A 23426-nucleotide genomic window follows, 5' to 3' on the forward strand; every position below is an offset into this window, starting at 1 on the left:
AGGTCGGGGTTGTGCACCTCGACACCGGCCGGCGGCGCGATGTCGGCGGCGGTGACCAGACCCGGGCCCTGCTTGCGCAGGTACATCACGACCGGTTCGTCCTGCTCGCTGCTCACGACGAGCTGCTTGATGTTGAGGATGAGGTCGGTGACGTCCTCCTTGACACCCGGCACGGTGGTGAACTCGTGCAGGATGCCGTCGATCCGGATGCTGGTGACAGCGGCGCCGGGGATCGAGGAGAGGAGTGTGCGGCGCAGGGAGTTGCCGAGGGTGTAGCCGAAGCCCGGCTCCAGCGGCTCGATCACGAACCGGGAGCGGAACTCGTCGACGACCTCTTCGGTCAGGGACGGACGCTGAGCGATCAGCACGAGGTGTTGCCTCCAGTGGTTTGGCGCCCGCTATGTGACGCTGTATACATCACGAAGGGTACGGGCCCTCGGGGCGATCAGGTCGCCGCAGCGGCCGAACCGCCCGTCCCGCCACCCGGCGGGCGGCTGCGGGTCTCCTTCTGCCCGCCGCTCCCACGACCGTTCCTGTCTTTCCGGTCACTCCGTCGGGAGCGATGGACGACAAAATCGTCAACAATGTCGTCGACAGGTATTGCGCCACGATGACCACCCGGCTACGTTCCTTCGCCGTACGCCCCTTCAGGCATTCCGCCACGGCGAGCGAACGGAGACCCGAGCATGCCCCAGCTGTTCAGATGGTGCCGGTGGAAGTCAGGCCCGTTCCTGGCCACCCTCGCCGCCGCCGTCGCCCTCGTGACCGGCGCCGGCGTGGCGCTCGCGTACGGCGCGAACGGCGGCGCGCGGGGCCCCGCCTCCGCCTCGGCGGGAACGGCGGCCGTCGCGGCGAGCGGCACCGCCTCGTCGGGCATGTCGCCCGCGCTCTCCTGTTCCGGTGTCGCCCAGCTGGACCTGGCCGCCGCCGTGCCCGGCGTGCCCTTCGAGATCGGCTCGGCCACCGAACTCGCCGCGAGCGCCAACACGTTGGGCAACTGGGCCGCCTGTGACGTCAAGGGCGTGATCGCGCCGCAGATCCACTTCGAGCTCAGGCTGCCCGAGACCGGCTGGCAGGCCGACTACCTCCAGCTCGGCTGCGGCGGCCTGTGCGGCAGCGTGAACCTGGGCAGCGCCCCCGCCTCGGCCGGCTGCGCCCCGCTCACCAGCGGCGGATTCGCGGTCGCCACCAGCGACGAGGGCCACTCCCAGGGCGGCGGACTCTTCTCCACCGACCCGACCCTGCGCGCGGACTTCGGCTACAGGTCCGATCACCAACTGGCGCTGGCCGCCAAGGAGATCGTCAAGCGGTACTACGGACAGGCCGCCACCCACGCCTACTTCGACGGCTGCTCGCAGGGTGGCCACCAGGCGCTCACCGAAGTCCAGCGCTACCCGCACGACTTCGACGGTGTCATCGCCGGCGCCCCGGCCAACAACTTCACCGCGCTGAACACCTTCTCGCACGCCTGGACCGCCCAGTCCGTCTACCTCGGCGGCGGCCCCGCCACCCTCGTCAACGCCGACCTCCCGGCCCTGCACGCGGCCGTGCTCAAGGGCTGCGGCGCCCCCGCCGACGGGATCATCCCGGACCCGCTCAGCTGCACCTGGGACCCCGGCTCCATCAAGTGCCGGGCCGGACAGACCTCGACGGCCGACGCGTACTGCCTCACCGCCGACCAGGTCGCCACCCTGCGGCGGATCTATGCCGGACCGACCGACGAGCACGGCCAACTCCTGTATCCCGGGTACCAGTTGCGCGGCTCCGAGCTGAACTGGGCCGGCATCATCACTCCCGCCACGGCCACCGGAGTCTCCGGCGACGTCAACTTCGTCCGGGAGACCCTCCGTTATCAGATCTTCGACAGCCCGCGGCCCGAACTGACCTACCGGGACGTCAAGTTCACCGCCGCCTACTACCGGAAGGTCATGGCGCCCAACGAGGGCATGTACGACGCGACCGACCCCGACCTGAGGGCCTTCAAGGCGGCCGGCGGCAAGCTCATCCTCTGGCACGGACTGGGCGACCAGCACATCCCGTCGGTCGGAACCATGGCCTATTACAAAGCGGTTGAGAAGGTCATGGGCGGCAGCGCGGCGACCGAGAGCTTCGCCCGGCTCTTCCTGCTGCCCGGCGTCGCGCACTGCGGCGGCGGCCAGGGCCCCGACACCTTCGACGCGCTGACCGCGATCACCGACTGGGTCACCGGCGACCACGCCCCCGACTCCCTCACGACCAGGTCGGTCGACAGCACCGGCCGCACCACCGCGACCCGCCCGGTCTACCCCTTCCCTTACTACGCGGCGAACACCACCGGCGGCCCGGCCACCGAGGCGAGCAGCTACACCCCCGTCAAGTCCACCGCCGAGGCGGGCCTCACGCTGAACCGGCTCGGTTCCTTCCGCTCCGGCTACGAGACGACCGGGGAGTGGGTGGGCGGCAAGTGGGTCGTCACCAGGGACAGGTCCTGAACGGCCGAGACAGCTGATCGAGGCACCGCGGCCGTCCGGCGTCCGTGCGGGACGGACGCCGGACGGCCGCAACAGGCCGCAGGGATACGAGGCCTCGGCGACGCCGAGTACGGCGCCCTGGTCACACCCGCCCTCACCACGGTCCACGTCGACGCCGAGGCGCACGGCCGCGCCGCCGCCCGCACCGCGCTCGGCCTCGACGCGGCCGGCCTCACCAGGGCGCCGGGGCGGCTGCTGGCGCGCGGTACGGCCTGCCGCGGCGCGGTCGTGGGCGCCCGGTCAGGAGACGCAACCCGCGTGTGCCAGCGCCTGTTTGAGGAGCACCCCGTGGCCGCCGGGCATCTCGCTGCGCACCGACTCCGACAGCGCCTCCTGCGGGCTCAGCCAGACCAGGTCGAGAGCGTCCTGCCGGGGCCGGCAGTCGCCCGTCACCGGCACGATGTAGGCGAGGGAGACCGCGTGCTGCCGGGGGTCGTGGTACGGCGTGACGCCGAGCGTCGGGAAGTACTCGGCGACGGTGAACGGCTGGAGGGAGGCCGGGATCCGGGGCAGCGCCACCGGGCCGAGGTCCTTCTCCAGATGGCGCAGCAGGGCGTCCCTGACCCGCTCGTGGTGCAGCACCCGGCCGGAGACCAGGGTCCGGCTGACCGTCCCGTCGGGGCCGATACGGAGCAGCAGTCCGATGCTGGTGACTTCGCCGCTGTCGTCGACGCGCACGGGAACCGCCTCGACGTACAGGATCGGCATGCGGGCGCGGGCCTGTTCGAGGTCGTCGGCGGACAGCCAGCCGGGCGTGGTTTCGGTCATGTCAGACATTGCTTGATCATACTTTCAGTGTCCGCCGGTCAGCCGGTAGATCCGGCGTGCGTTGTCCGCTCCCGCCCAGCGCGCCAGGCGCAGCGCGTCGGGCAGGCCCAGTTCGTCGGCGTCCACCAGGTCCTGGAGGAGGTCTCCCAGACCGCGGCGGAACGCCAGCGCGCCGAGCCCGTAGAACTCCGCAACACCATAGGCGTCGGAGCTGTACAGCAGTTTGCGGAACGGTGTGATCTCCAGCGCTTCGGCCAGTACCGCGCGGGCCCGGGCGGGTCCGACGTGGTGCAGGGCGAGGCCCACGTCGAGGTACACCTGTTCGAAGACGGCGGAGAGATAGGACGCCTGTCTCTGGTAGGGCCAGCAGTGCAGGAGCATGACGGGGACGGTGCCCGAGGTCAGCCGCAGCCAGTCGGTGAGCAGGGCGGGGTCCGCGCGGTGCAGCCGCAGGTCGCTGTCGCCGAAGCCGGCGTGGAGTTGGAGGGGGAGCCCCAGCTCGACGGCGGTCCACAGCAACTGCCGTACCAGCACGGGGTGTTCGAGCCTGCCGCCGTGGGACAGCCACGCGTGGGCGGCCCGGGTCACCTCGGTGTCGGTGGGCCGGGCCGGGTCGAGGTCGAAGCCGGTGCGGTAGGCGGCGACCGACTTGACCGCCACCACGCCCGGCCGGCGCACCGCGTCCAGCGCGGCGGCCCGGAACGCGTCGGCGTACTCCTCCGGTTCGACGCCCCGCGCGGCCACCGCCTCGGCCACCACTTCCAGTCGTACGACCTCGTGCGCCACCACCGTTGGCCCCGCGGGGAGTTGGGCCAGTCGGGCCAGGTCGGCGGGTGAGGTGGTGCGGGGCGGCGCGAACCCGGTGTCGACGCAGAACACGCCGGTCCCGGCGGCGGCCAGGAAGCGCCGGTTCACCTCGTGCGCGCCCAGCGCGGACCGGCGGGCCAGGTACTCCTCGGCCGGCGCGTGCCGCTCCAGGTCCAGCAGGGGTGCGCAGTGGCGCCGTACGGCCGCGCCGACAGGCGTGTCGAACGCCGAGAGGTCGCCGCCGGGCCGGACCTCGCCCTCGGTGAGCAGCGACTCGAAGGCCGTACGGTCCAGGTCGTCGGTGGTGACGCCGTGGCAGTGGTGGTCCACGAGGGGGAGCGCGGCGAGCGTCTCCCGGACGGGGCCGGGGCCGGTGCGCACGGCGTCAGTACTTCCAGCGGTAGGCCGCGGCCACCCGCTCGTCGTCCAGCCCGGCCACGGCCTCGATCTCCCCTTCGCGTACGGCGATCACCGCGTCGGCGAGGAGCGGGCCCAGCGCGGCCCGCAGCCCTTCGTCCCGGCGGAACTCCGTGACCGCCGCCGCCAGCGACTCCGGCAGCCGCCGCACGCCGCAGGCCGCGGCCCGCGCGGGGTCGAGCCGTACCGGGTCGCCGGTGGTCTCCTCGGGGAGCACCGCCGACGCGGCGATCCCGTCCAGCCCGGCGGTGATCACGGAGCCGAGGGCGAGGTAGGGGTTGGCGGCCAGGTCGACGGGTTTCACCTCCAGGTTGGCCGACCGCTCGCGCCGTCCGGCCGTACCGGTGACGATCCGCACCGCGGCCTCACGGGTCTCCCGGCCCCAGGCGGTGAACACCCCGGCCCACTGCGACGGTCGTAGCCGCAGATAGCTGGCCGGGCTCGGCGCGGTCACCGCGGTGAGGGCGGGCAGCCGGTCCAGCACGCCGGCCGCGAACGACTCCGCGTCGGCCGTCATGCCGTACCGGCGGTCGCCCCCGGCGTGCAGGTTCCGCTCCTCGCGCCACGCGGACAGGTGGAGGTGGCCGCCGTTGCCGACGCCCCGCGCGAGGACGGCGGGCGCGAACGACGCCCGCAGGCCGTGCCGTTGGGACACCGCGCGGACGGTCTGCCGGACCAGGACACTGCGGTCGGCCGCCGCCACCGGGTCCAGCGCGCCCACCGAGAGTTCGAACTGCCCGGCCGCGTACTCGGGATGGAACTGCTCCACGTCGACTCCCTGCGCGGCGAGCGCCGCCAGCAGGTCGGCGCCGTAGTCGCCGAGTTCGACCTGCCGGGCCGCGCTGTACGCTGGGGCGGTGGTGGCGGGCACGAACTCCCCGTCGGGCGAGCCCGGTCGGCCGAGCATCCACTCGATCTCGATGCCCGCGCGGAAGGTGATGCCGTGCAGTCGTGCCGCGTCCCTGACGACCCGGCGCAGGAAGGTGCGGCTGCATCCGGGGTGCGGCTCGCCCTCCTGCGTGGCGCGGTCGACCGGCGCCCACGCCCAGCCGGGCTGTCCGGCCAGGACGGTCAGCCGGTCGAGGTCGGGGTAGAGGCGCAGGTCACCGTCCGGGGAGCCGAGGACGTCGGTCGTGGCGACGGAGTCGTTGGCGAGGAACGTGTCGAACACCGGCGACATGCCGACGCCCCAGGCCGCGGCCGAGCGGAGGCCCGCGGTGGGGACGGTCTTCACCCGGCCGACGCCCGCGGTGTCGACGTACGACAGCACGACGCCGTGCACGTCCCGCCCGGCCAGTTCGGCGCCGAGCGCGGTGGCCCGTTCCACATCCCCGGGGCGCCCGCCGGGCACGGGGTCGGCAAAGGTGGTCATACGTCCTCCACGGTCGGCGCCGGCAACCCCGTCAGGGTTTCACGGCGACCGCCCCGAACTGCGGTACCACGGCCGGGACATCGGGACCGGGACGCCACCGCGAACACGTCACCAGGCCGGGTTCGAGCAGGTCGAGACCGTCGAAGAAGGAGGCGATGCCGGCCCGGTCGCGGGCGGTGATCGGCGGAGTGGCGTTCTTGTTCCAGAACTCCATGGCCGGCACGTTCCCCTCGCCGCCGAGGTCGGAGTCGAAGGTGGGGTGGGTGAGGACGAGGAAACTGCCGGAGGGGACCGTGGCCATCACCTTGCGCACCACGTCCCGGGCCTCGTCGGTGTCGAGGATGAAGTTGAGGATGCCGAGCATCATCACCGCGACGGGACGGGTGAAGTCCAGTGTGGCGGTGGCCCGTTCGACGATCGAGGCCGGGTCGTGCACGTCGGCGTCGATGTAGTCGGTGACGCCCTCGCGGGTGCTGGTCAGCAGCGTGCGGGCGTGGATGAGGACCAGCGGGTCGTTGTCGACGTAGACGATCCGGGCGTCGGGGGCGACGCGCTGGGCGATCTCGTGCGTGTTGTCGACCGTGGGCAGTCCGGTGCCGATGTCGAGGAACTGCCGTACCCCGCGTTCGGCGGCGAGGAAGCGCACCGCCCGGCCGAGGAAGTCGCGGTCGGCGCGCGCCACTTCGCGGATCACCGGGAAGAGTCCGGCGACCTGCTCACCGACCTTCTGGTCGATCTCGTAGTTGTCCTTGCCGCCGATCCAGTAGTTCCACACGCGCGCGTTGTGCGCCACCCCCGTGTTGAGTCTGGTGGGTTGGTCCGCCGGGGTGTGGCTGTCACTCACGTCTGGCTCCTTTTTCGTACGGCCGGATGTCAACTCCATTGTGCCGCCCGGTGATCACCCTGTCCCGGCGGTTGCGCACCGACACGAGGGCCGGACACTACGGGGCTCGACTAGGGCTTGACGCCCACCCCGCCGTACAGCGACACCGGCCCCTCGCTCGACGAAGTCACGTGCTCCGCCGGCTCGGGGTGCCACTCCGCCACGGAGACGACGCCCGGGTCCATCAGGTCGAGCCCGTGGAAGAACCCGCTCACCTCGGCGTGCGAGCGGGCCACCAGGGTCACACCGCCCGCCGCGTACATCGCGATGCCCCTGCGCACGTGCTCCGGCTCGAAGTCGGCCGTCATCGCGGACAGCACCAGACAACTGCCGGGGGCCAGCGCGGCGACCAGTTCGTCCACCAGCTCGTGGGCGCCGTCATCGTCCGCGACGAAGTGGAGCAGGGCGATCAGGGAGAGGGCGACGGGACGGCCGAAGTCCAGGACGCGGCCCGCCTGTTCGAGGATGGTCCGCGGGGCGCGGGCGTCCGCCTGCACGTACTCGGTGGCGCCCTCGGGGGTGCCGCGCAGCAGGGCGCCGGCGTGCGCGAGGACGATCGGGTCGTTGTCGACGTAGACCACCCGGGACTCGGGCGCCGCGGCCTGGGCGACCTGGTGCAGGTTGGGTTCCGTGGGGATGCCGGAGCCGATGTCGAGGAACTGGCGGATCCCCGTCTCGTGGACGATCCGCCGGGTGGCCCGCCGCATGAACGAGCGGTTGGCGCGGGCCACGCGCGGCGCCCCCCCGTCCGCCGCGCTGATCCGCCGGCCGAGTTCCTCGTCGACCGGGTAGTTGTCCTTCCCGCCGAGGAACCAGTCGTACACCCGGGCCGGGTGGGGCCTGCTCGTGTCGATCCGGCCGACGGCCGCCTCGGTCCCGGTCACGGAGTGCTCCTTCGTTCGACGGGCGCCGCGCACCTCGGACAGGGCGCGCGCGAGCAGTCTGGCACGTCCTCGCGGTACGGCGGCGGCGGATGCGCCGGATGCGTCGCGGCACCCAACTACCGCTGGGCTGGGGGGAGTCGGTGGGCGAGCACGCGGTCCAGGAAGCGGAACACGTCCGCGAGGACCTCCGCCCGGTTCGTCTCGTGCAGGACCTCGTGACGGGCACCGGGGTAGAGGTGTTCGGTGAGGTCGCCGCCGGCCAGCCGCTCGATGCCGGCCCGGGTGCCGGGGACGGGGACGAGCCGGTCGTCGGCTCCGTGCAGCCAGAGCAGGGGCAGGGCGCCGATGCCGCCCGCTCCCGCGACGGTCTCCAGGGTGCGGGCGAACGCCCGCACCGTCGGCCGTTTCATCGGCCCGTGCCAGACCAGCGGGTCCGCCGTGTACGCGGCCCCGACGGCCGGGTCCCGGGAGAGCGCGCCGGGACTGACGGGTGTGTCGGGGATCTCCTCCAGGGCGAGCAGTCGGTCCACCGGTTTCCAGGTGCCGAGCACCGGCCCGGACAGCACCAGCGCGGTGAGTCCCGTGCCGTGGCGCTGCGCGTAGCGGGCCGCGACCAGACCGCCCATCGAGTGGCCGGCCAGGACGAGCGGGACGCCGGGGTGGGCGGCGCGGGCGAGCCCGGCGACGGAGTGCAGGTCCGTGACGACGTCCTCGAAGTCCTCGACCAGCACGCGCTCGCCGTCGGAGCGGCCGTGCCCGAGGTGGTCGGGACCGAGGACGGCCGCGCCGTAAGCGAGCAGGGCGGCGGCCGGCTCCGCGTACCGGCCGACGTGCTCGCCGTAGCCGTGCGACAGGAGGACCACGCAGCGGGGCCGGGCGCGCGGCCACTCCCGTACGCGGATCGCGCCGCGGGTCCCCCTGAGGACGTGCTCGCGGGTGTCGGCCATGTCTCCTCCGGCGGCGTCGGTGAAGGTCCCGGGATCTTCCCAGAGAGCCGGCACGCGGTCTACAGTCAAAAACTAGCAGTGCTAATTCAAGCTCAGGTGGTCTCCGCCGGAGACCGGTACCCACCGAGCGAAGACGGTCAGGAGCCCCTGTCGTGCGTCCCGTCCATTTCGCGGCCGCCCGCCGCACCCCCATCGGCCGACTGCGCGGCGCGCTCTCCACGGTCCGGCCCGACGACCTCGCCGCGACCGTGCTGCGCGCCCTGGTCGTCGACGTGCCCGCGCTCGACCCCGCCCGCGTCGACGACGTCTACTGGGGCGCCGCCAACCAGGCCGGCGAGGACAACCGCGATGTCGCCCGGATGGCCGTACTCCTCGCCGGGCTGCCCGACTCCGTGCCCGGCGCCACCGTCAACCGGCTCTGCGCCTCCGGCCTGGAGGCCGTCACCCTCGCCGCCCGGACGATCGCCGCCGGAGAGGCCGACATCGTCCTCGCGGGCGGCTCCGAGTCGATGAGCCGTGCCCCCTTCGTGCTGGCCCGCCCCGACGAGGCCCTCCCGCACCGGGTCGAGACCGTCGACACCCGGCTCGGCTGGCGCCTGGTCAACCCGGCGATGCGGGAACTCCACGGGCTGCTCTCCATGGGGGAGACCGCCGAAGAGGTCGCCGGACGGTACGGCGTACCCCGCGAGCGGCAGGACGAGTTCGCCCTGCGAAGCCACCAACTCGCCGCCCTGGCGCGGAAGAACGGCCACTTCGACGGTGAACTCCTGCCCGTGCGGAGGCCGGACGGTGTCGTCGTCGACACCGACGAGAGCATCCGCGAGGACACCTCGTACGAGAAACTCGCCCGGCTGAAGCCGGTCTTCCGCGAGGGCGGGACCGTCACCGCGGGCAACGCCTCACCGATGAACGACGGCGCCGCCGGACTCCTCCTCGTCAGCGAAGAGGCGCTGCGCGACCTGGAGTTGGAGTCCCTCGGCCGGTACGCCGCCGGCGCCTCGGCCGGTGTCCACCCCGACGTGATGGGCATCGGACCCGTCCCCGCCACCCGGAAGGCGCTGGCCCGGGTCGGCTGGAGCGTCGGCGACATCGACGAGGCCGAGTTCAACGAGGCGTTCGCCGCGCAGGCCCTCGCCTGTGTCGACCGGCTCGGCATCGACCCGGAGCTGGTGAACCCCAGCGGCGGCGCGATCGCCCTCGGCCACCCCCTCGGCTGCTCGGGTGCCCGCATCCTCACCACCCTGCTGCACCGGATGCGGCGTACGGGCGCCACGCGCGGACTGGCGACCATGTGCGTGGGCGTGGGCCAGGGGAGCGCGATCCTGGTCGAGAAGGAGTAGGCGGCACGGCGGGACCCGTCTCCGCAACAAGACTGTGCGGCAAGGGCGTTGGGAGGCGGGGCGGCACTCCCCGTCCAGGCCGGCGCGCTCGCCGGACTCGGCGTCCGGACTCGGCGTACGGCCGACGGGACGCGTGCGCGCACGCGTGGCAGCCCGGTCCGAGCACGAGGGTGCGCGAGCGGGAACCGTGCGACCGGTACGCCGGTACGCCGGTACGCCGGTACGCCGGGTGCCGGGGCCGGTGAACGCGCGGCCATCAGGCGAGACGGCCCTGACGTGGCCGGACGCGTGCGCCTAGCATCGGTGGCCGATGAACACGATGACGCTCTGGCACGTTTCCGGATGGGGATTCGCCGCGCTCGCCCTCGCGGCCCTGCTCGTCGGCTTCTCGAAGACCGCCGTGAGCGGGGCCAACACGGTCAGCCTGGCGGTCTTCGCCGCCGTCCTGCCGGCCCGCGCCTCCACCGGCGTACTCCTCCCGCTGCTGATCGCCGGGGACGTGCTCGCCGTCCTCACCTACCGGCGGCACGCGCACTGGCCCACCCTGTGGCGGCTCTTCCCGGCGGTCGCGGTGGGGGTCGTGGCCGGCACCGTCTTCCTGGTGTGGGCCGACGACAGGGTCGTACGGACGTCGATCGGCGCGATCCTGCTGCTGATGGCCGGGGTCACGGTGTGGCGGCGGCGCGGGACCGCCACGGAGGACGAACCCGACTCGGTCACCACCCGCTCGGGGCGGATCAAGGCCGGCTCGTACGGCGTGCTGGGCGGTTTCACCACCATGGTCGCCAACGCGGGCGGCCCGGTGATGTCGCTTTATCTCCTCTCCGCGGGCTTCCGCAAACTCGGCTTCCTCGGCACGTCGGCCTTCTTCTTCCTGATCGTGAACGTCACCAAACTGCCCTTCAGCGCGGGTCTCGGACTGATCGACGCCCACTCGCTCCTCCTCGACGCCGCACTGGTGGCCTTCGTCGTGCCCGGTGCGTTGTTCGGCAAATGGGCTGTGAACCGAATCAACCAGCGATTGTTCGAACAACTCGTGATCGCCGCGACGATCGTGGGCGGCCTGCAACTGCTGCTCCGCTAGCGCCCGTCGCGTCGTCTCGTAGGCTCGTCCCCATGCCCCCGTCCCCGACCTCGCCCCCGGCCCGGCCTGACTCCCGGTCTCCGCACATCCTGGTCCTCGGCGGCACCACCGAGGCACGCGAGCTGGCCGCCGCCCTCGCGGCCCGCCCCGGCCTGCGGGTGACGACCTCCCTCGCCGGGCGGGTGAAGGCGCCCGGCGAGCTCGACGGAGAGGTACGGATCGGCGGGTTCGGCGGTACCCACGGCCTGGCCGCATGGCTGCGGGAGCGACAGGTGGACGCCCTGGTCGACGCCACGCACCCCTTCGCCGAGTCGATCACCGCGAACGCAGTCCAGGCCGCCGCGGCGACCGGCATCCCGACGGTCGTGCTACGACGGCCGGCCTGGACCCCGGGCCCCGGCGACCGCTGGCACCCGGTCCCCTCGCTGGCCGCCGCCGCCGACGCGCTGCCCGCCCTGGGCCGGCGTGCCCTGCTGACCACGGGCCGCCTCGGCCTCGCTGCCTTCGCCCATCTCACGCGGGTCCACTTCGTCGTACGGTCGGTGGAGCCACCCGAGCCCCCGATGCCGCCCGACGTCCAACTGCTGCTGGCGCGCGGACCGTTCACAGTGGCCGGCGAGGCGGCGCTGCTCCGCGAGCACCGTATCGACGTGGTGGTGACGAAGGACAGCGGAGGCGCCGCGACCGCCGCCAAACTCACCGCGGCCCGGGACGCGAACCTCCCCGTCGTGGTCGTACGACGGCCCCCACTGCCGGACGGCGTACGGGCGGTGCCCGACGTGGCCGGGGCGCTGAACCGACTGGGCCTCGGCACCCCGTGACCCACGCCCACGGCCATGGACGGTCCACCGCGCGCCGATCGACCGAGGCCCGCACGGGCCCGCACGGGCCCTCGCGACACCGGCGGCGACCGGTGCGCTCGGCCGCCCGCTGGGCCGCGGACCGGGACCCGGGCCGGGACCGACACCGCGAGCGGGACCGGGACCCGGGCACGGTGCACAGCGGGCGTGCTCGGTTCAACACCCCACCCCGGGTGGGCAGTTCACCACCAAGACCTGCTCGCTGGAGCACGCTACTGAGGCCCCTGTTCCGTCAGCAGCCAGTCAGCAGCCTCGTCAGCGATCCTCCGGTCGCTCCTGCTGCGGCTCCTCCTGCTGCCCTCGTTCTTGCCTTTGCTCCTGATCCTGCTTCTTCGGGTGCCGGCGCAGCAGATACGTGTCCATGATCCAGCCCTTGCGCTCCCGGGCCTCCGCGCGCAGCCGCTCGATGCGCGGCGCGGTCTCGGCTATCGGTCCGGCGGCGAGGATCTCGTCCGGGGTGCCTATGTACGCGCCCCAGTAGATGTCGATGTCCTGGTCGGCGTACTGCCGGAAGGTCTGCTGCGCGTCGAGCATCACGACCACGTCGTCCACCCCCTCCGGGAAACCCTCGGCGAGCCGCCGGCCCGTGGTGATCTGCACCGGGCGGGCCACCCGGTTGAGCCCTGTCCGGTGCCGGGCGACGAGCGCGGAGACGCTGCTGATCCCGGGCACCACGTCGTACGCGAAGGCCACCGTGCCCCGGTCGAGGATCTCTTCGAGAATGCCGAGCGTGCTGTCGTAGAGCGAAGGGTCGCCCCACACCAGGAACGCACCGCTCTCCTCCTCGCCCAACTCCTCGGCGATCAGCCGTTCGTAGAGGGCGGCACGGGCGCTGCGCCAGTCGCCGACGGCGGGGGAGTAGGCCGCCCCGCCGGCCGTCCGGTCGCGCTCCGGATCGCGCACCTCGACCACCCGGTACGCCCCCTCCGGCAGATGCGTGTCGAGCATGTCGCGGCGCACCCGCACCAGGTCGGACTTCACCTCGCCCTTGTCGAGGACGAAGAACACGTCCGTGCTCCGCAGGGCCCCGACCGCCTGCAGCGTCAGCTGCTCAGGGTCGCCCGCGCCGATACCGATGACATGAATCTTTCGCACGCACCGAGTCTGCCGCACCCCACTGACAACGCCCCCACCGCACCCGGCGCGACCGCCTAGGACGCTCCGCGCAGTCGCGGCGCCCGGGCGCGCGCGTCCACGGCGGCCCCGTCCCGCTCCACCTCGTCCGCGAGCTCCCGCGCCCAGGCCGCGAGCCCCGCGACATCCATCCCGTACGGCCGCTCCCGCCCGGTGAGGCCGGCCCACTCCCGCACGGAACCGGCCCCGCGGCGCAGCAGCCGGGCCCCTCCGGTGACGTTGCCCCTGGCGGAGTGGGTGAGCCCCACGGCGAGCTGGGCGAGACCGCGCCACAGAGCGCGTTCCTCCTCCGGGCCCGCCTTCCAGGCGTCCTCGAAGACCTCGTGGGCGTGGAACGGCTTCCCCGCGCCGAGCAGCGCCTGCGCCTCGGTGACGGAGTCCTCCGGCGCGCGCACCACTCCCTCGGGCTGCCGCTCCACCCCGGCCGCGCCGTACGGCAGTGGGCGTCCGAGGCCGTCCCGCGGCCGGGCGTTGCGCGCCCGCCCTTCGCCGTCCCGGTCCCGTGCGTCGGCCGTCCGGCCGGAGGATGCGCTGCCCATACGTCGATTGTCGCGCGCGAGCGCCGCTTTCGGGCCTGCGGGGGTGGTGGGGTAAGGTTCTCTTCGCGCGAGCACGCGGTTCACCGCGGGACGCGCACCGGGACGTGGCGCAGCTTGGTAGCGCACTTGACTGGGGGTCAAGGGGTCGCAGGTTCAAATCCTGTCGTCCCGACTGGAGACAGTCGCAGGTGAGGGCCGGTTTCGGAGATATCCGACACCGGCCCTTGATCATTCTTGGGGACCAGTTGGGGACCGGCGCCCTTGACTCAGGTCAGCGGGTCATGACGATCGGGCTTGGCAGCGAGCGGGGTGCGCGGAGCACGCTGAGGTGTGCGGAGAGCGCGGCCCCGGCGGCGGTGATCTTGTGTACGTCAGGATGCAGGTAGCGCTGGGTGGTGGTCAGGGAGCCGTGTCCGGCGATCTTGCGGAGGACATGTACCTGGACTCCGGCGTCGGCGAACCAGGTCAGACCGGTGTGCCGGAGGTCGTGGCGGCGCAGGTGCTCGTAGCCGAGCTTGGTGACCACGTCGTCCCAGTGCGTGGCATCGCGCAGGACGGCGGTGGAGATACGTCCGCCGCGCGGGCCGGTGAACAGGCGGCCATCGAGATTGGGGCCGGCGGACAGGACGCGCTGGGCGACGAGGGGACGGATCTCCTCGACGATGGGAACCTTCCGGGCCCGCTTGCCCTTGGTGCCCTTGTCGGTCAGCCCGCCGGGCGCGGGTGTGGTCTGACGCCGCACAGTCCAGATCCACTGGGTGGTGTCGATATCCCCGACGCGGCAGCCTGAGACCTCGCCGATCCGTGCGGCAGTGCACGCGGCGAAGATGACCACGTCTCCCCAGCGCGATACTGGTCGTGGGAGGCGGCCACGAGCGCGTCGGCCAGTGCGATGAGGGTCTCCCAGTCGGGCAGAGCCAGCCCGCGTGGGTCGAGGAGTTCGTCCTCGGCCTGCTTGTAGAGTTTCTGCCAGCCGGTCACCCGGGCGGGGTTGACCTTGATGATGCCGTCGCGGACTGCCTGCTCCATGACGCGGACCAGGACGGCGATCGTGTTCTTCACCGTCGAGCGGCTGTGCTCGTCGGCGATCCAGTTCTGCACGGTGCGGTCGACGACGCCATTGGTGATCATCCGCACCGCGAGGTGGCCCAGGGCGGGGACCACGCGCATCCGCCACCCCGACAGGTAGGGGTCCAGCGTTTTCAATTCCAGGCCGCGCAGGGCGAGGTCCATGTTCGCTTCGCCGTATTCGGCGAGTTTCATGGTGGCCAGCGACGGGCTCAGGCCGGCCTCTGCGGCCTCGATGATGGACTGGAGCCATTCCTGCGCTTCTTCTTCGCTGTCCTTTCCCTCGGACAGTGACTGGCGGCGCTTGCTGGTCGGATCGGTCCACCGGACGCGTGCCCGATACGGAGTGGGGCGGTCAGGACGGTACTCGATATCGGTCGAGAGCCGGACACCGACAGGAACGCTGGTCTTATCGGCCATTGAGTCCCTTGGTCGGGACGGTACGTCGGCGGCGCAGCCATTCCTCGACGTCGAGGGCGCTGTACATGACGACGCGTTCCGAGACCGCGACGAAAGGCGCCCCCTGGGGAGGCTGGGCGGTGCGCCAGCGGCGCAGAGTTGAGGCGTCGACTCGCAGGCAGGCAGCGAGGTCACTGGTTGAATACCAGGCGCTGGTGAGGAGAGACGCTCGGCTGTCAGGTGATACGGCACGATGGTGAGCAGCTGCAGGGACCGCTGTGGACTCCTTCTCGCGATGCGGTTCGGCGTCCCAGGTGCGGGCACTGCTTGCGGTGCTGGACGAGGCCGTGGCCGCTCAGGAGCCCGCCGATGCGGCGGTGGCCTCCTGCGGGGAGCCAGGGCCCGTCTCCGGGCAGGCCGCCCGGGACTGCGGCGACGCGAGCTCGGCCTTCCTCCACCTGCGGGCCCGGCTGTGGGAGGTGGCGCTCACCGACGCCGACCTCGTGCACACGCGGGCGTACGCGGGGCGGCTCCTGGACTACGACCAGTGGATGGTGCACCAGTCCGTGAACCTGGCCTTCACCGTGCACCCGGACGTCCGCACAGAGGTGGCCCGGCTGCAGCTGAAGGGTCTGGGGCGGCCGGCGGACGATCTACGGCGGCTGCGCGACACACCGCCGACGGCACCCGTGTCCGCGCTGGGGTGCCTTCCGGCGCCTCCACCGGCAGCCGCGAGGCCGTCGAACTCCGCGACGGCGACCCGAACCGCTACAGCGGGCAGGGGGTGCTGACGGCCGTCGGCCACGTCAACGGCGAAATCGCCCACGCTCTCACCGGCCGGACCTTCGCCTCCGCCGCAGAGATCGACCGTGCGCTGATCGAGCTGGACGGCACCGACACCAAGGACCGGCTCGGCGCCAACGCCATCATCGGCGTCTCCCTCGCCGCCGCCCGCGCCGAAGCCGCTCTCGCGGGACGGGAGTTGTGGCAGCACCTCGCCCAGGTTGCGGGCACGACGCCGCGTTTGCCGGTGCCGCACTTCAACGTCGTCAACGGCGGCGCCCACGCCGCGAACAGCCTGGACTTCCAGGAGTTCATGCTCGCCCCGCTCGGCGCACCGAGCCTGCCGGAGGCGGTGCGCGCCGGGGCCGAGGTCTACGCCCGGTTGAAGGCCCGCCTGTCCGCCGACGGGCACGCCACCGGGCTGGGTGACGAGGGCGGCTTCGCTCCCGCGATCGACCGCCCGGAAGACGTTCTTCAACTCCTCGTCGACGCCATCAACGACGCCGGATACACCCCTGGCCGCGACGGCATCGCCATCGCCCTGGACCCGGCCGCCAGCGAGTTCCGTCATGGGGACGACGGCCTGTACCGCGTGGCGTGCGACGCGCTCACCAGTGACCAGCTCATCGATCGCTACGAAGCGATCACCGACCGCTTCCCGGTCTGGTCGATCGAAGGACGGGCTGGCCGAGGACGACTGGGACGGATGGGTCCGCCTGACAGAACGCGTGGGCGATCGCGTGCAGTTGATGGGTGACGACATCTTCGTCACGAACCCGGCCATCATCAGCGAGGCGATCGCCAAGCAGATCGGCAACTCCGCCCTGATCAAGGTCAACCAGATCGGCACGGTCACCGAGACCCTGGACGCGATGCGGATCTGCCGGGAGGCCGGCTACACGCAGATGGTGTCCCACCGCTCCGGTGAGACCGAGGACGCCTTCATCGCCGATCTCGTCGTCGGCACCGGAAGCGGCCGGCTCAAGACTGGCGCGCCGGCCCGCGGTGAACGCGTCGTCAAGTACAACCGGCTCATCGAGATCGCCGCGGCCGGGACCGCCCTGCCGTACGGGCCGAGCCGCTGATGAGCACCGGGAGGTAAAGCCGTGGCATAGAGCGGTGGTTCAGGATGCCGGCCGCCTTGACCACCCATCTGCAAAGTTGTTCACTTGCTTGTGGCGATGGATCCCGCCGGGACCGCTCTGGTCCGAACCGCCTGCCCGGACTGATGGTTCCTGACCTGGTCAGGAACGCATGCCTTCCCGGAGGTGCGCAGGTGAAATCGCCGTACAGGACCTCGCTGGCCGTACTCATCTGTCGGCATGCCCCCAAATCTGCTGCTGCCGATCATCGAACACGTGTCTTTGAGGTTCCGCGGACAGGCTGGTCCGCGGCCCATAGCGGTCTCCCGCGGCTCCAGCCTCCAGCCCTTTGACGCGGGTCCCACCGAGCGACCACCCGCGCGCGCCCGGTCGCGGCAAAGGGCACCGTCGGGGGCACGCCGCCCGTCGGGTGACGTGCCCCCAGCGTGAGACGCTCCCGGGATCAGCGCCGAGCCGCCGGCGTGGCGGCCAGCAGAACCAGAGCAAGAACCTGGATGGCGACCACGACCGTGATCAGCACGGGGATCGAATAGCCGTACAGGCCGCCCGTCAGTGCGCCACCGACCAGACTTGCCGCGCCGACGACACCGGCGAACAGGCCGTAGGCGGTCGCCCTCCGGCCACGGGGCACCAGATCCGCGACCGTTGCGCGCAGGGTGGACTCCTGGATCCCCATGGCCGCACCCCACACCAGGGACCCGGCCACCGCGATCGCGACCGTGTCGGTGAACGCCAGCACTGCGACCGCGGCGGTCAGGACCGGCAGGGCGATCAGCACGCGTGCGCCGTGGCGGTCGTACAGCCAGCCGGTGGCGAGCGCGGCCACGGCGTCGACGGCCATGGCGGCGGCGTAGAGCACCGGCACCCAGGCCGCTGCCATGAGATGCCGCTCGACCAGGTGGTACGACAGCACGCCGAACGTGGCGAACCCGGCAGTAGTGGCAGCGGTGAAGGCCGCATACGTCCAGAACGCCGCCGGCAGACGGCCGTCCGATGCAGGCTCATCCGTGGCAGTGACCACCTCCCGCTCGTACGCCTCCGGGTCGGGCACCCGCGCGCGCAGCCACAGCAGCAGTCCCAGCAAAGCAACGCCCGGGAGGGCGAGCACGGCGAGCGCCGGTCCGTAGTCGCCGCCGGTGAGGGCGAGCATGCCGGCCACGACGAGCGGTCCGACCAGCGCGCCGATCTGGTCCATCGCCTCGTGCACGGCGAAGCCGCGCCCGCGCCCGGTCGCGGCGGTGGCGTGCGACAGCATCGTGTCCTTCGCCGGCGATCGCACCGCCTTGCCCACCCGCTCGGCGATCACCAGCGCGCACGCCGCCCACAGCACCCCGACCACGCCCAGCAGGGGTACGGAGACCACCGTCAACGCGTAGCCGGCGATCGCCAGGCCCCAGAAGCGCCGGGTACGGTCCGCCAGCGGCCCCGAGACCAGCCGCAGCCCCAGCGCCGCCGCCTCGCCCGCGCCCGTCACCACACCGACCACCAGCGCCGACGCGCCCAGCGACGCCAGCAGGGGGCCGGTGATCGAACGGGCACCCTCGTACACGAAGTCCGCGAGCAGGCTGACCGTGCCGAACCAGACCACGAACCGCCAGGGCCCCATCCCGGTCCGCTGCTGAGCGGGCGCCCCCTTGATCACGCCCACAGCGCCTCGGCGAAGGCGACCCCGACGAACACCGCACCCAGTCCGGCCACCACGCTCGCGATCACATTGGCGGCGGCGAAGAACCGCGCCCCGTCCTCGGCCAGCCGCAGCGTCTCGTACGAGAATGTCGAATACGTCGTCAGCGCCCCGCACAGCCCGGTGCCCAGCAGCAACTGCACCTGCGAGGAGGCTGCCCCGGCCACCACCGCACCGCTCAGCAGACCCAGCACGAAGCAACCCACGGCGTTCACGGTGAACGTGCCCCAGGGGAAGACGGTGTCGTGCCGCTTCTGCACCGCGCGGTCCGTCAGATAGCGCAGCGGACCGCCTATCGCGCCGCCGCCGACGACCAGCAGCCAGCTCATGCGTTGCTCCCCCTGCCCACGTACCGGATGACCTCACAGTCGTCGAGGATCACCAGTCCTTCGGAGACGGGTTCGTCGAGCTGCGGCAGAAAGGCACGCACCAACTCCTCGTTGTCCACGATCACGATCGCCACCGGCAGGTCCTCGCTCAGCGACAGCAACCGCGAGGTATGGATCAGCGACGACGCGCCGAACCCCTCGATACCCCGGAGGACAGACGCACCCGCCAGCCCGGCCTTATGCGCGCGGTGCACGATCTCGGAGTACAGCGGCTTGTGATGCCAGATGTCGTTCTCTCCGATGAAGACCGTCACCCGCAGAGCCCTGCCCGTCAGCCTCGTCATCCCTGCCTCCATGCCAGAACGCGGCGCGTCACCGTCACCGCCAGCCATACGGCGGCGAGCGCCGCCAGCAGCGTCGCCGCAAGATAGAGCAGACCGGTGCGGGCATGACCTGAGTCCACGAGCTTTTGGATGTCGACGGCGTACGTCGAGAAGGTCGTGAAACCACCCAGGACACCGGTACCGAAGAACGGCCGCACCAGCCGGTGCGCCGCCCACACGTCCGTGATCACCACCATGAAGACACCGATCACCGCACAGCCGACCGCGTTGATCCACAGGGTGGTCCACGGGAATGCCCCAGTCGCAGCCGGCCAGAGAAGCGAGGCCCCGTACCGGGCGGAAGCCCCGATCGCTCCGCCGAGCGCCACCACCGCCACGATCGGCGCCTGTGCCCGCCAGGACAGCCGCCGCTGGTCGGGCAGGTGCAGATCAACGTCGGGGTCCGTGGCTTCGTCCACCGCCTGGGGCTTCGGGGCTGTCATGAACGTACGTCTCCTACTCGCCGGGGCCCACACACACGCGGGCACACACCATCGCAAGTAGGGACTGTTGGCGGCACCAATGCCGCGGTTCGGGTACGGCGAGCCCCACCGCCGCGCAGTGATCGCCAGAACGACCACTGTCGGGGATCAGGCTATCGCAGACGGCAGCTGCCCATCCGCGTTGCCCGTGCGTCGGACACCGCCAGCAGCTACCTGGAGCCTGGCACGTTCCTCGACTACCTCTCGGCCCGGACGCCAGCAAATTCCCGGGCGGGGCGAAGCCCTCCTGGTGCTCATTGAGCACGCCCCGCAAACCACGGCGTCCGTCATGCCGGTCGGCGAGGACGAGCTCACCGGCAACGGCCCGGCACTGTGGCGTGATCTCGTGCGTCAGCCCGCCGCCGGGCCGTCACCCGGCTCGCCCAGCTCCTCGGCGAGCTGGAAGAGGGCCGGCAGCGCACCCGCGATGGCCACACGTGCACCCGCGTCGAGGGCACCGAGTGCGGCATCCATCCGGCGTTCATGAGCCGCGGTCCAGGCGGCGAGCTGCTCGCGTCCGGCATCGGTGAGGGTGACGCCGGAGGCGCGGCGGTCGGCGGGGTCGACCTCGCTGACGACCAGACCCGCGGTGATCATCTGGCCGATCAGCCCGCTGACGGTGCTGGGCGCCAGGCGCTGGCGGGCGGCCAAATCACTGATCCGGCCCGGTGACCTCGGCGTGGAACCCGTACAGCTCCAGCAGCGGCGTCGCTCCCATCCCGTTGACCAAGGCCAGTACCGGCCCGTCGGCCGGAGCCACCTCCACCAGCTCCTCGAGTACGGCGCCCACCGCGGCCTCCGCGATCTCTCGGGCCGGCATCATCGCGCGCCCCTCTCGGCCCGGCTCGCCGTGGATCCCGACCCCGAGCTCCATCTCCCCGTCCGGCAGGTCGAACCACAGGCGCTGGCATCCCCTGCCGCCTGGTCAGGGGTCCGAGGGCGATGAGCGGTCCGAGCGCCCAAGGCGCTTTAGCAGCCACTTGTCGGCCGGTGCTCGTGAGCTGGTGCAGAAGCGGCGGTCGCCATCACAGCGGAACATGCATGGCAGCCCCGAATGTCTCATCGCGGCGGGCGGACTTCCGTCTCCTCCCTAGCCGGGCAGCGGGCAGTATCGCCCGCGCGCGTACGGCTCTGGCCGGTCCTACAATGGCTACTGAGGACTCGGGGCAGTTGACGGCCGACCCTTGGGCCGGCGGGAAGCGGGCACCCATGGCTGAGCGACTCAAGAGATCAGGGCTGGTCGGCGAGCTTTCAGCGGAATTCGCCGGCACGATGATCCTCATCCTCTTCGGTTGTGGCGTGGTGGCTCAGGTAGTCGCCGGCGGGGCCCTCACGACTCCGGCGGGCGGCCTGGGAAACCACGACAGCATCGCCTGGGCCTGGGGCCTCGGTGTCACCCTGGGTGTGTACGTCGCGGCGAGGCTGAGCGGTGCGCACCTCAATCCCGCGGTGACCCTCGCGCTGGCGGCGTTCAAGGGCTTCCCGTGGAGCAAAGTGGCTCCCTACGCGCTGGCCCAGACAGCCGGCGCCTTCGTGGCAGCCCTGATCGTCCGGTGGAACTACACCGAGGCGCTGGCGAAGGCAGATCCCACCCACACGATCAAGACACAGTTCGTCTTCTCCACGCTGCCCGCCAACGGCAACACGAACCTGCCGGTCACCGAATGGGGCGCACTCCGCGACCAGATCATCGGCACCGCGATCCTGCTGCTGCTGATCCTCGCGGTCACGGACCTGCTCAACACGCCCCCCGGCGCCAACCTGGCGCCGTTCATCGTCGGCCTGATCGTCGTGGCCATCGGCATGGCCTGGGGTACCAACGCGGGTTACGCGATCAATCCGGCACGCGACTTCGGTCCCCGGCTGGCCAGCTTCTTCACCGGGTACGGCGGAGCGTGGCGAGATCAGTACGGGCACTTCTACTTCTGGGTGCCGATCGTCGGTCCGCTGATCGGAGGTCTGCTGGGGGCGGGCCTGTACAAGTTCTTCATCGGCCGGTTCCTGCCGACCGCTGAGCCGGAGCCCCCCGGACGGGTCCCGGCCCCGGACGAGAACTGACCGGCTCTTGGGGTTGCCGTGATCCGGCTGCCCCCGGGAGAGCCCAAGGAGAGGCGGCATCCCATGGCGGACTTCGTCGGCGCGGTGGACCAAGGGACCACCAGCACGCGTTTCATGATCTTCGACCATGCCGGCAACGAAGTGGCGAGGCACCAGCTGGAGCACTCACAGATCCTCCCGCGCTCGGGGTGGGTCGAACACGACCCGGTGGAGATCTGGGAGCGCACCAACTCGGTGATCCAGAACGCGCTCCGGCACGGAAACCTCTCGCCGGAGGACCTCGCGGCCATCGGTATCACCAACCAACGGGAGACGACCGTCGTCTGGGACCCGCGCAACGGCCGCCCCTACTACAACGCCATCGTCTGGCAGGACACCCGTACCGACTCCATCGCGGCAGCGCTGGACCGCTCGGGCCGGGGCGACGTCATCCGCCGCAAGGCAGGGCTGCCGCCGGCCACGTACTTCTCCGGCGGCAAGATCCAGTGGATCCTGGAGAACGTCGACGGAGTCCGCGAGGCGGCCGAGCAGGGCCATGCCCTCTTCGGCAACACCGACTCCTGGGTGCTGTGGAACCTCACCGGCGGCCCCGACGGTGGCGTCCACGCCACCGACGTGACCAATGCCAGCCGCACCATGCTGATGGACCTGGAGACCCTCGACTGGGACGACGAGCTGCTGGGCTTCTTCGGCGTTCCCCGGGCGATGTTGCCGACCATCAGCCCGTCCTCCCACCGGGAAGCGTTCGGACAGACCCGTACGTCCCGGCCGCTGCGGGCGGCCATCCCCATCACCGGTGTGCTCGGTGACCAGCAGGCAGCCACCGTCGGGCAGGTCTGCTATGCGCCCGGCGAAGCCAAAAACACTTACGGCACCGGCAACTTCCTGGTGCTCAACACCGGCACGGAACTGGTGCGGTCCCAGCACGGCCTCCTGACCACCGTGGCGTACCAATTCGGCGACAGCCCGGCGATCTACGCACTCGAAGGCTCCATCGCCGTCACAGGCTCCGCGGTGCAATGGTTGCGCGACCAGCTGAAGATCATCAACGATGCCGCCGAGAGTGAACGCCTGGCGCGTACCGTCGAAGACAGTGGCGGGATCTACTTCATCCCCGCCTTCTCCGGCCTGTTCGCCCCGTACTGGCGTTCCGACGCCCGTGGCGCGATCGTCGGCCTCGCCCGGTACAACGACAACGGCCACCTGGCACGGGCCACCCTGGAAGCCATCTGCTACCAGAGCCGTGACGTGGTGGAAGCCATGGAGCAGGACTCCGGCGTCCACCTCGACGTGCTCAAGGTCGACGGCGGCGTGACGGCCAACGACCTGTGCATGCAGATCCAGGCCGACGTCCTCGGCGTCCCCGTCAGCCGCCCGGTCGTCGCCGAGACCACCGCGCTCGGGGCCGCCTACGCCGCCGGCCTGGCCACCGGTTTCTGGCAGGACACGGACGAACTCCGCACCCACTGGCAGGAGTCCAAGCGCTGGGAACCCCAGTGGTCCGAGGAACAGCGCGAGGAAGGATACGCGGGCTGGAAGAAGGCGGTGGAGCGCACGCTCGACTGGGCCACGGTCGAATAGGTTCCGGCCGG

At 71.6% G+C, this 23426-nt stretch carries 22 protein-coding genes, 1 tRNA gene, 4 pseudogenes and 1 riboswitch; of the genes and pseudogenes, 9 read left to right on the top strand and 18 right to left on the bottom strand.

Features of this window, described 5'->3' with window-relative positions; genetic code table 11:
* Positions 1-368, bottom strand: a pseudogene (locus tag ABZT12_RS25425) (DNA-directed RNA polymerase subunit alpha); the annotation flags it as partial.
* 318 nt (positions 369-686) lie between these two features.
* On the opposite strand from ABZT12_RS25425, the gene ABZT12_RS25430 reads away from it, so the two are divergent.
* Positions 687-2471, top strand: coding sequence for a tannase/feruloyl esterase family alpha/beta hydrolase (locus tag ABZT12_RS25430; protein ID WP_356388654.1), 1785 nt, complete (start codon positions 687-689; stop codon positions 2469-2471).
* Positions 2472-2750: 279 nt separating this feature from the next.
* Here the strand turns inward: ABZT12_RS25430 and ABZT12_RS25435 are convergent, their stop codons facing one another.
* The 6 genes from ABZT12_RS25435 to ABZT12_RS25460 form a co-directional block, all read right to left on the bottom strand.
* Positions 2751-3287, bottom strand: coding sequence for an NUDIX hydrolase family protein (locus ABZT12_RS25435; RefSeq protein WP_356388656.1), 537 nt, complete (start codon positions 3285-3287; stop codon positions 2751-2753).
* A 15-nt stretch (positions 3288-3302) separates the two neighbouring features.
* Entirely contained in the window at positions 3303-4466 is a 1164-nt protein-coding gene (locus tag ABZT12_RS25440) for an amidohydrolase family protein (RefSeq protein ID WP_356388658.1), read from the bottom strand.
* A 4-nt stretch (positions 4467-4470) separates the two neighbouring features.
* On the bottom strand, positions 4471-5874 hold the full coding sequence (locus ABZT12_RS25445) for a glutamine synthetase family protein (protein ID WP_356388660.1): 1404 nt from the start codon (positions 5872-5874) through the stop codon (positions 4471-4473).
* Between the two features lie 31 nt (positions 5875-5905).
* Positions 5906-6718, bottom strand: a complete 813-nt coding sequence (locus ABZT12_RS25450; RefSeq protein WP_356388662.1) for an SAM-dependent methyltransferase — start codon at positions 6716-6718, stop codon at positions 5906-5908.
* Positions 6719-6828: 110 nt separating this feature from the next.
* Positions 6829-7641 carry an SAM-dependent methyltransferase gene (locus ABZT12_RS25455; RefSeq protein WP_356388664.1) on the bottom strand — a complete coding sequence of 271 codons (813 nt, stop codon included), beginning with the start codon at positions 7639-7641 and terminating at the stop codon, positions 6829-6831.
* 116 nt (positions 7642-7757) lie between these two features.
* Positions 7758-8588 (bottom strand): alpha/beta fold hydrolase, encoded by an 831-nt coding sequence (locus ABZT12_RS25460; protein ID WP_356388666.1) that lies wholly within the window; start codon positions 8586-8588, stop codon positions 7758-7760.
* Between the two features lie 152 nt (positions 8589-8740).
* Here ABZT12_RS25460 and ABZT12_RS25465 point away from each other — a divergent pair, with 152 nt between their 5' ends.
* The 3 genes from ABZT12_RS25465 to ABZT12_RS25475 all read left to right on the top strand — a co-directional run bounded on the left by ABZT12_RS25465 (position 8741) and on the right by ABZT12_RS25475 (position 11833).
* Positions 8741-9928, top strand: a complete 1188-nt coding sequence (locus ABZT12_RS25465) for a thiolase family protein (RefSeq protein ID WP_356388668.1) — start codon at positions 8741-8743, stop codon at positions 9926-9928.
* 310 nt (positions 9929-10238) lie between these two features.
* A complete protein-coding gene (locus tag ABZT12_RS25470; protein WP_356388670.1) occupies positions 10239-11012 on the top strand; it encodes a sulfite exporter TauE/SafE family protein in 774 nt (257 codons plus the stop codon).
* 32 nt (positions 11013-11044) lie between these two features.
* On the top strand, positions 11045-11833 hold the full coding sequence (locus tag ABZT12_RS25475; protein WP_356388672.1) for a cobalt-precorrin-6A reductase: 789 nt from the start codon (positions 11045-11047) through the stop codon (positions 11831-11833).
* Positions 11834-12127: 294 nt separating this feature from the next.
* Here the strand turns inward: ABZT12_RS25475 and cobF are convergent, their stop codons facing one another.
* Positions 12128-12967, bottom strand: a complete 840-nt coding sequence (gene cobF / locus ABZT12_RS25480; protein ID WP_356388674.1) for a precorrin-6A synthase (deacetylating) — start codon at positions 12965-12967, stop codon at positions 12128-12130.
* Between the two features lie 56 nt (positions 12968-13023).
* Positions 13024-13545: a DUF309 domain-containing protein gene (locus tag ABZT12_RS25485; RefSeq protein WP_356388676.1), complete on the bottom strand. Its 522-nt coding sequence runs from the start codon at positions 13543-13545 to the stop codon at positions 13024-13026.
* Between the two features lie 98 nt (positions 13546-13643).
* Between ABZT12_RS25485 and ABZT12_RS25490 the strand changes: the two genes are divergently transcribed.
* A tRNA-Pro gene (locus ABZT12_RS25490) sits at positions 13644-13717 on the top strand.
* Positions 13718-13816: 99 nt separating this feature from the next.
* Here the strand turns inward: ABZT12_RS25490 and ABZT12_RS25495 are convergent.
* The 3 genes and pseudogenes from ABZT12_RS25495 to ABZT12_RS25505 all read right to left on the bottom strand — a co-directional run.
* The gene (locus tag ABZT12_RS25495) at positions 13817-14347 is read right to left on the bottom strand and encodes a tyrosine-type recombinase/integrase (RefSeq protein WP_356388832.1); all 531 of its coding nucleotides are present in this window, start codon (positions 14345-14347) and stop codon (positions 13817-13819) included.
* Positions 14251-15033: a hypothetical protein gene (locus tag ABZT12_RS25500; RefSeq protein ID WP_356388678.1), complete on the bottom strand. Its 783-nt coding sequence runs from the start codon at positions 15031-15033 to the stop codon at positions 14251-14253. Before ABZT12_RS25500 ends, ABZT12_RS25495 begins: the two co-directional genes overlap by 97 nt.
* Positions 15023-15208 (bottom strand): annotated as a pseudogene (locus ABZT12_RS25505) (DNA-binding protein); the annotation flags it as partial. The pseudogene ABZT12_RS25505 and the gene ABZT12_RS25500, both read right to left, overlap by 11 nt.
* A 118-nt stretch (positions 15209-15326) precedes the next feature.
* On the opposite strand from ABZT12_RS25505, the gene ABZT12_RS25510 reads away from it, so the two are divergent.
* The gene (locus tag ABZT12_RS25510; RefSeq protein ID WP_356388840.1) at positions 15327-15803 is read left to right on the top strand and encodes a hypothetical protein; all 477 of its coding nucleotides are present in this window, start codon (positions 15327-15329) and stop codon (positions 15801-15803) included.
* Positions 15686-16880 (top strand): annotated as a pseudogene (eno, locus tag ABZT12_RS25515) (phosphopyruvate hydratase); the annotation flags it as partial. The gene ABZT12_RS25510 and the pseudogene eno, both read left to right, overlap by 118 nt.
* A gap of 83 nt (positions 16881-16963) precedes the next feature.
* A riboswitch (Fluoride riboswitch) is annotated at positions 16964-17040 on the top strand.
* Positions 17041-17340: 300 nt separating this feature from the next.
* On the opposite strand, the gene ABZT12_RS25520 reads toward eno, so the two are convergent.
* From ABZT12_RS25520 to ABZT12_RS25545, 6 genes and pseudogenes are all read right to left on the bottom strand, one after another.
* On the bottom strand, positions 17341-18540 hold the full coding sequence (locus tag ABZT12_RS25520; RefSeq protein WP_356388680.1) for an MFS transporter: 1200 nt from the start codon (positions 18538-18540) through the stop codon (positions 17341-17343).
* Positions 18537-18911 (bottom strand): fluoride efflux transporter CrcB, encoded by a 375-nt coding sequence (gene crcB / locus ABZT12_RS25525; RefSeq protein WP_356388682.1) that lies wholly within the window; start codon positions 18909-18911, stop codon positions 18537-18539. The genes ABZT12_RS25520 and crcB (ABZT12_RS25525) overlap by 4 nt, the downstream gene beginning before the upstream one ends.
* Complete coding sequence (locus ABZT12_RS25530) at positions 18908-19255, bottom strand: DUF190 domain-containing protein (RefSeq protein ID WP_356388684.1); 348 nt, start codon at positions 19253-19255, stop codon at positions 18908-18910. The genes crcB (ABZT12_RS25525) and ABZT12_RS25530 overlap by 4 nt, the downstream gene beginning before the upstream one ends.
* Entirely contained in the window at positions 19252-19737 is a 486-nt protein-coding gene (gene crcB, locus ABZT12_RS25535; protein WP_356388686.1) for a fluoride efflux transporter CrcB, read from the bottom strand. The genes ABZT12_RS25530 and crcB (ABZT12_RS25535) overlap by 4 nt, the downstream gene beginning before the upstream one ends.
* Positions 19738-20127: 390 nt before the next feature.
* A complete protein-coding gene (locus ABZT12_RS25540) occupies positions 20128-20427 on the bottom strand; it encodes a MarR family winged helix-turn-helix transcriptional regulator (protein WP_356388688.1) in 300 nt (99 codons plus the stop codon).
* Between the two features lie 19 nt (positions 20428-20446).
* Positions 20447-20671: pseudogene (locus ABZT12_RS25545) on the bottom strand (dihydroxyacetone kinase subunit DhaK); the annotation flags it as partial.
* A gap of 314 nt (positions 20672-20985) precedes the next feature.
* On the opposite strand from ABZT12_RS25545, the gene ABZT12_RS25550 reads away from it, so the two are divergent.
* Positions 20986-21834, top strand: coding sequence for an MIP/aquaporin family protein (locus ABZT12_RS25550; RefSeq protein WP_356388690.1), 849 nt, complete (start codon positions 20986-20988; stop codon positions 21832-21834).
* A 63-nt stretch (positions 21835-21897) separates the two neighbouring features.
* Positions 21898-23415, top strand: a complete 1518-nt coding sequence (glpK, locus tag ABZT12_RS25555; RefSeq protein WP_356388692.1) for a glycerol kinase GlpK — start codon at positions 21898-21900, stop codon at positions 23413-23415.
* The last annotated feature ends 11 nt before the right edge of the window (positions 23416-23426 follow it).

This window comes from Streptomyces sp. NPDC005423 (assembly GCF_040606415.1).
In the GTDB taxonomy this organism is placed as follows: Bacteria; Actinomycetota; Actinomycetes; order Streptomycetales; family Streptomycetaceae; genus Streptomyces.

Bases quoted from the DNA above. Each gene is read 5' to 3' on its own strand.
- ABZT12_RS25500 (WP_356388678.1), bottom strand. From the start codon at position 15,033: ATGGCCGATAAGACCAGCGTTCCTGTCGGTGTCCGGCTCTCGACCGAT.
- crcB (WP_356388686.1), bottom strand. From the start codon at position 19,737: ATGACAGCCCCGAAGCCCCAGGCGGTGGACGAAGCCACGGACCCCGAC.
- ABZT12_RS25485 (WP_356388676.1), bottom strand. From the start codon at position 13,545: ATGGGCAGCGCATCCTCCGGCCGGACGGCCGACGCACGGGACCGGGAC.
- glpK (WP_356388692.1), top strand. From the start codon at position 21,898: ATGGCGGACTTCGTCGGCGCGGTGGACCAAGGGACCACCAGCACGCGT.
- ABZT12_RS25470 (WP_356388670.1), top strand. From the start codon at position 10,239: ATGAACACGATGACGCTCTGGCACGTTTCCGGATGGGGATTCGCCGCG.
- ABZT12_RS25435 (WP_356388656.1), bottom strand. From the start codon at position 3,287: ATGTCTGACATGACCGAAACCACGCCCGGCTGGCTGTCCGCCGACGAC.
- ABZT12_RS25475 (WP_356388672.1), top strand. From the start codon at position 11,045: ATGCCCCCGTCCCCGACCTCGCCCCCGGCCCGGCCTGACTCCCGGTCT.
- ABZT12_RS25530 (WP_356388684.1), bottom strand. From the start codon at position 19,255: ATGACGAGGCTGACGGGCAGGGCTCTGCGGGTGACGGTCTTCATCGGA.
- ABZT12_RS25460 (WP_356388666.1), bottom strand. From the start codon at position 8,588: ATGGCCGACACCCGCGAGCACGTCCTCAGGGGGACCCGCGGCGCGATC.
- ABZT12_RS25445 (WP_356388660.1), bottom strand. From the start codon at position 5,874: ATGACCACCTTTGCCGACCCCGTGCCCGGCGGGCGCCCCGGGGATGTG.
- crcB (WP_356388682.1), bottom strand. From the start codon at position 18,911: ATGAGCTGGCTGCTGGTCGTCGGCGGCGGCGCGATAGGCGGTCCGCTG.
- ABZT12_RS25430 (WP_356388654.1), top strand. From the start codon at position 687: ATGCCCCAGCTGTTCAGATGGTGCCGGTGGAAGTCAGGCCCGTTCCTG.
- ABZT12_RS25550 (WP_356388690.1), top strand. From the start codon at position 20,986: ATGGCTGAGCGACTCAAGAGATCAGGGCTGGTCGGCGAGCTTTCAGCG.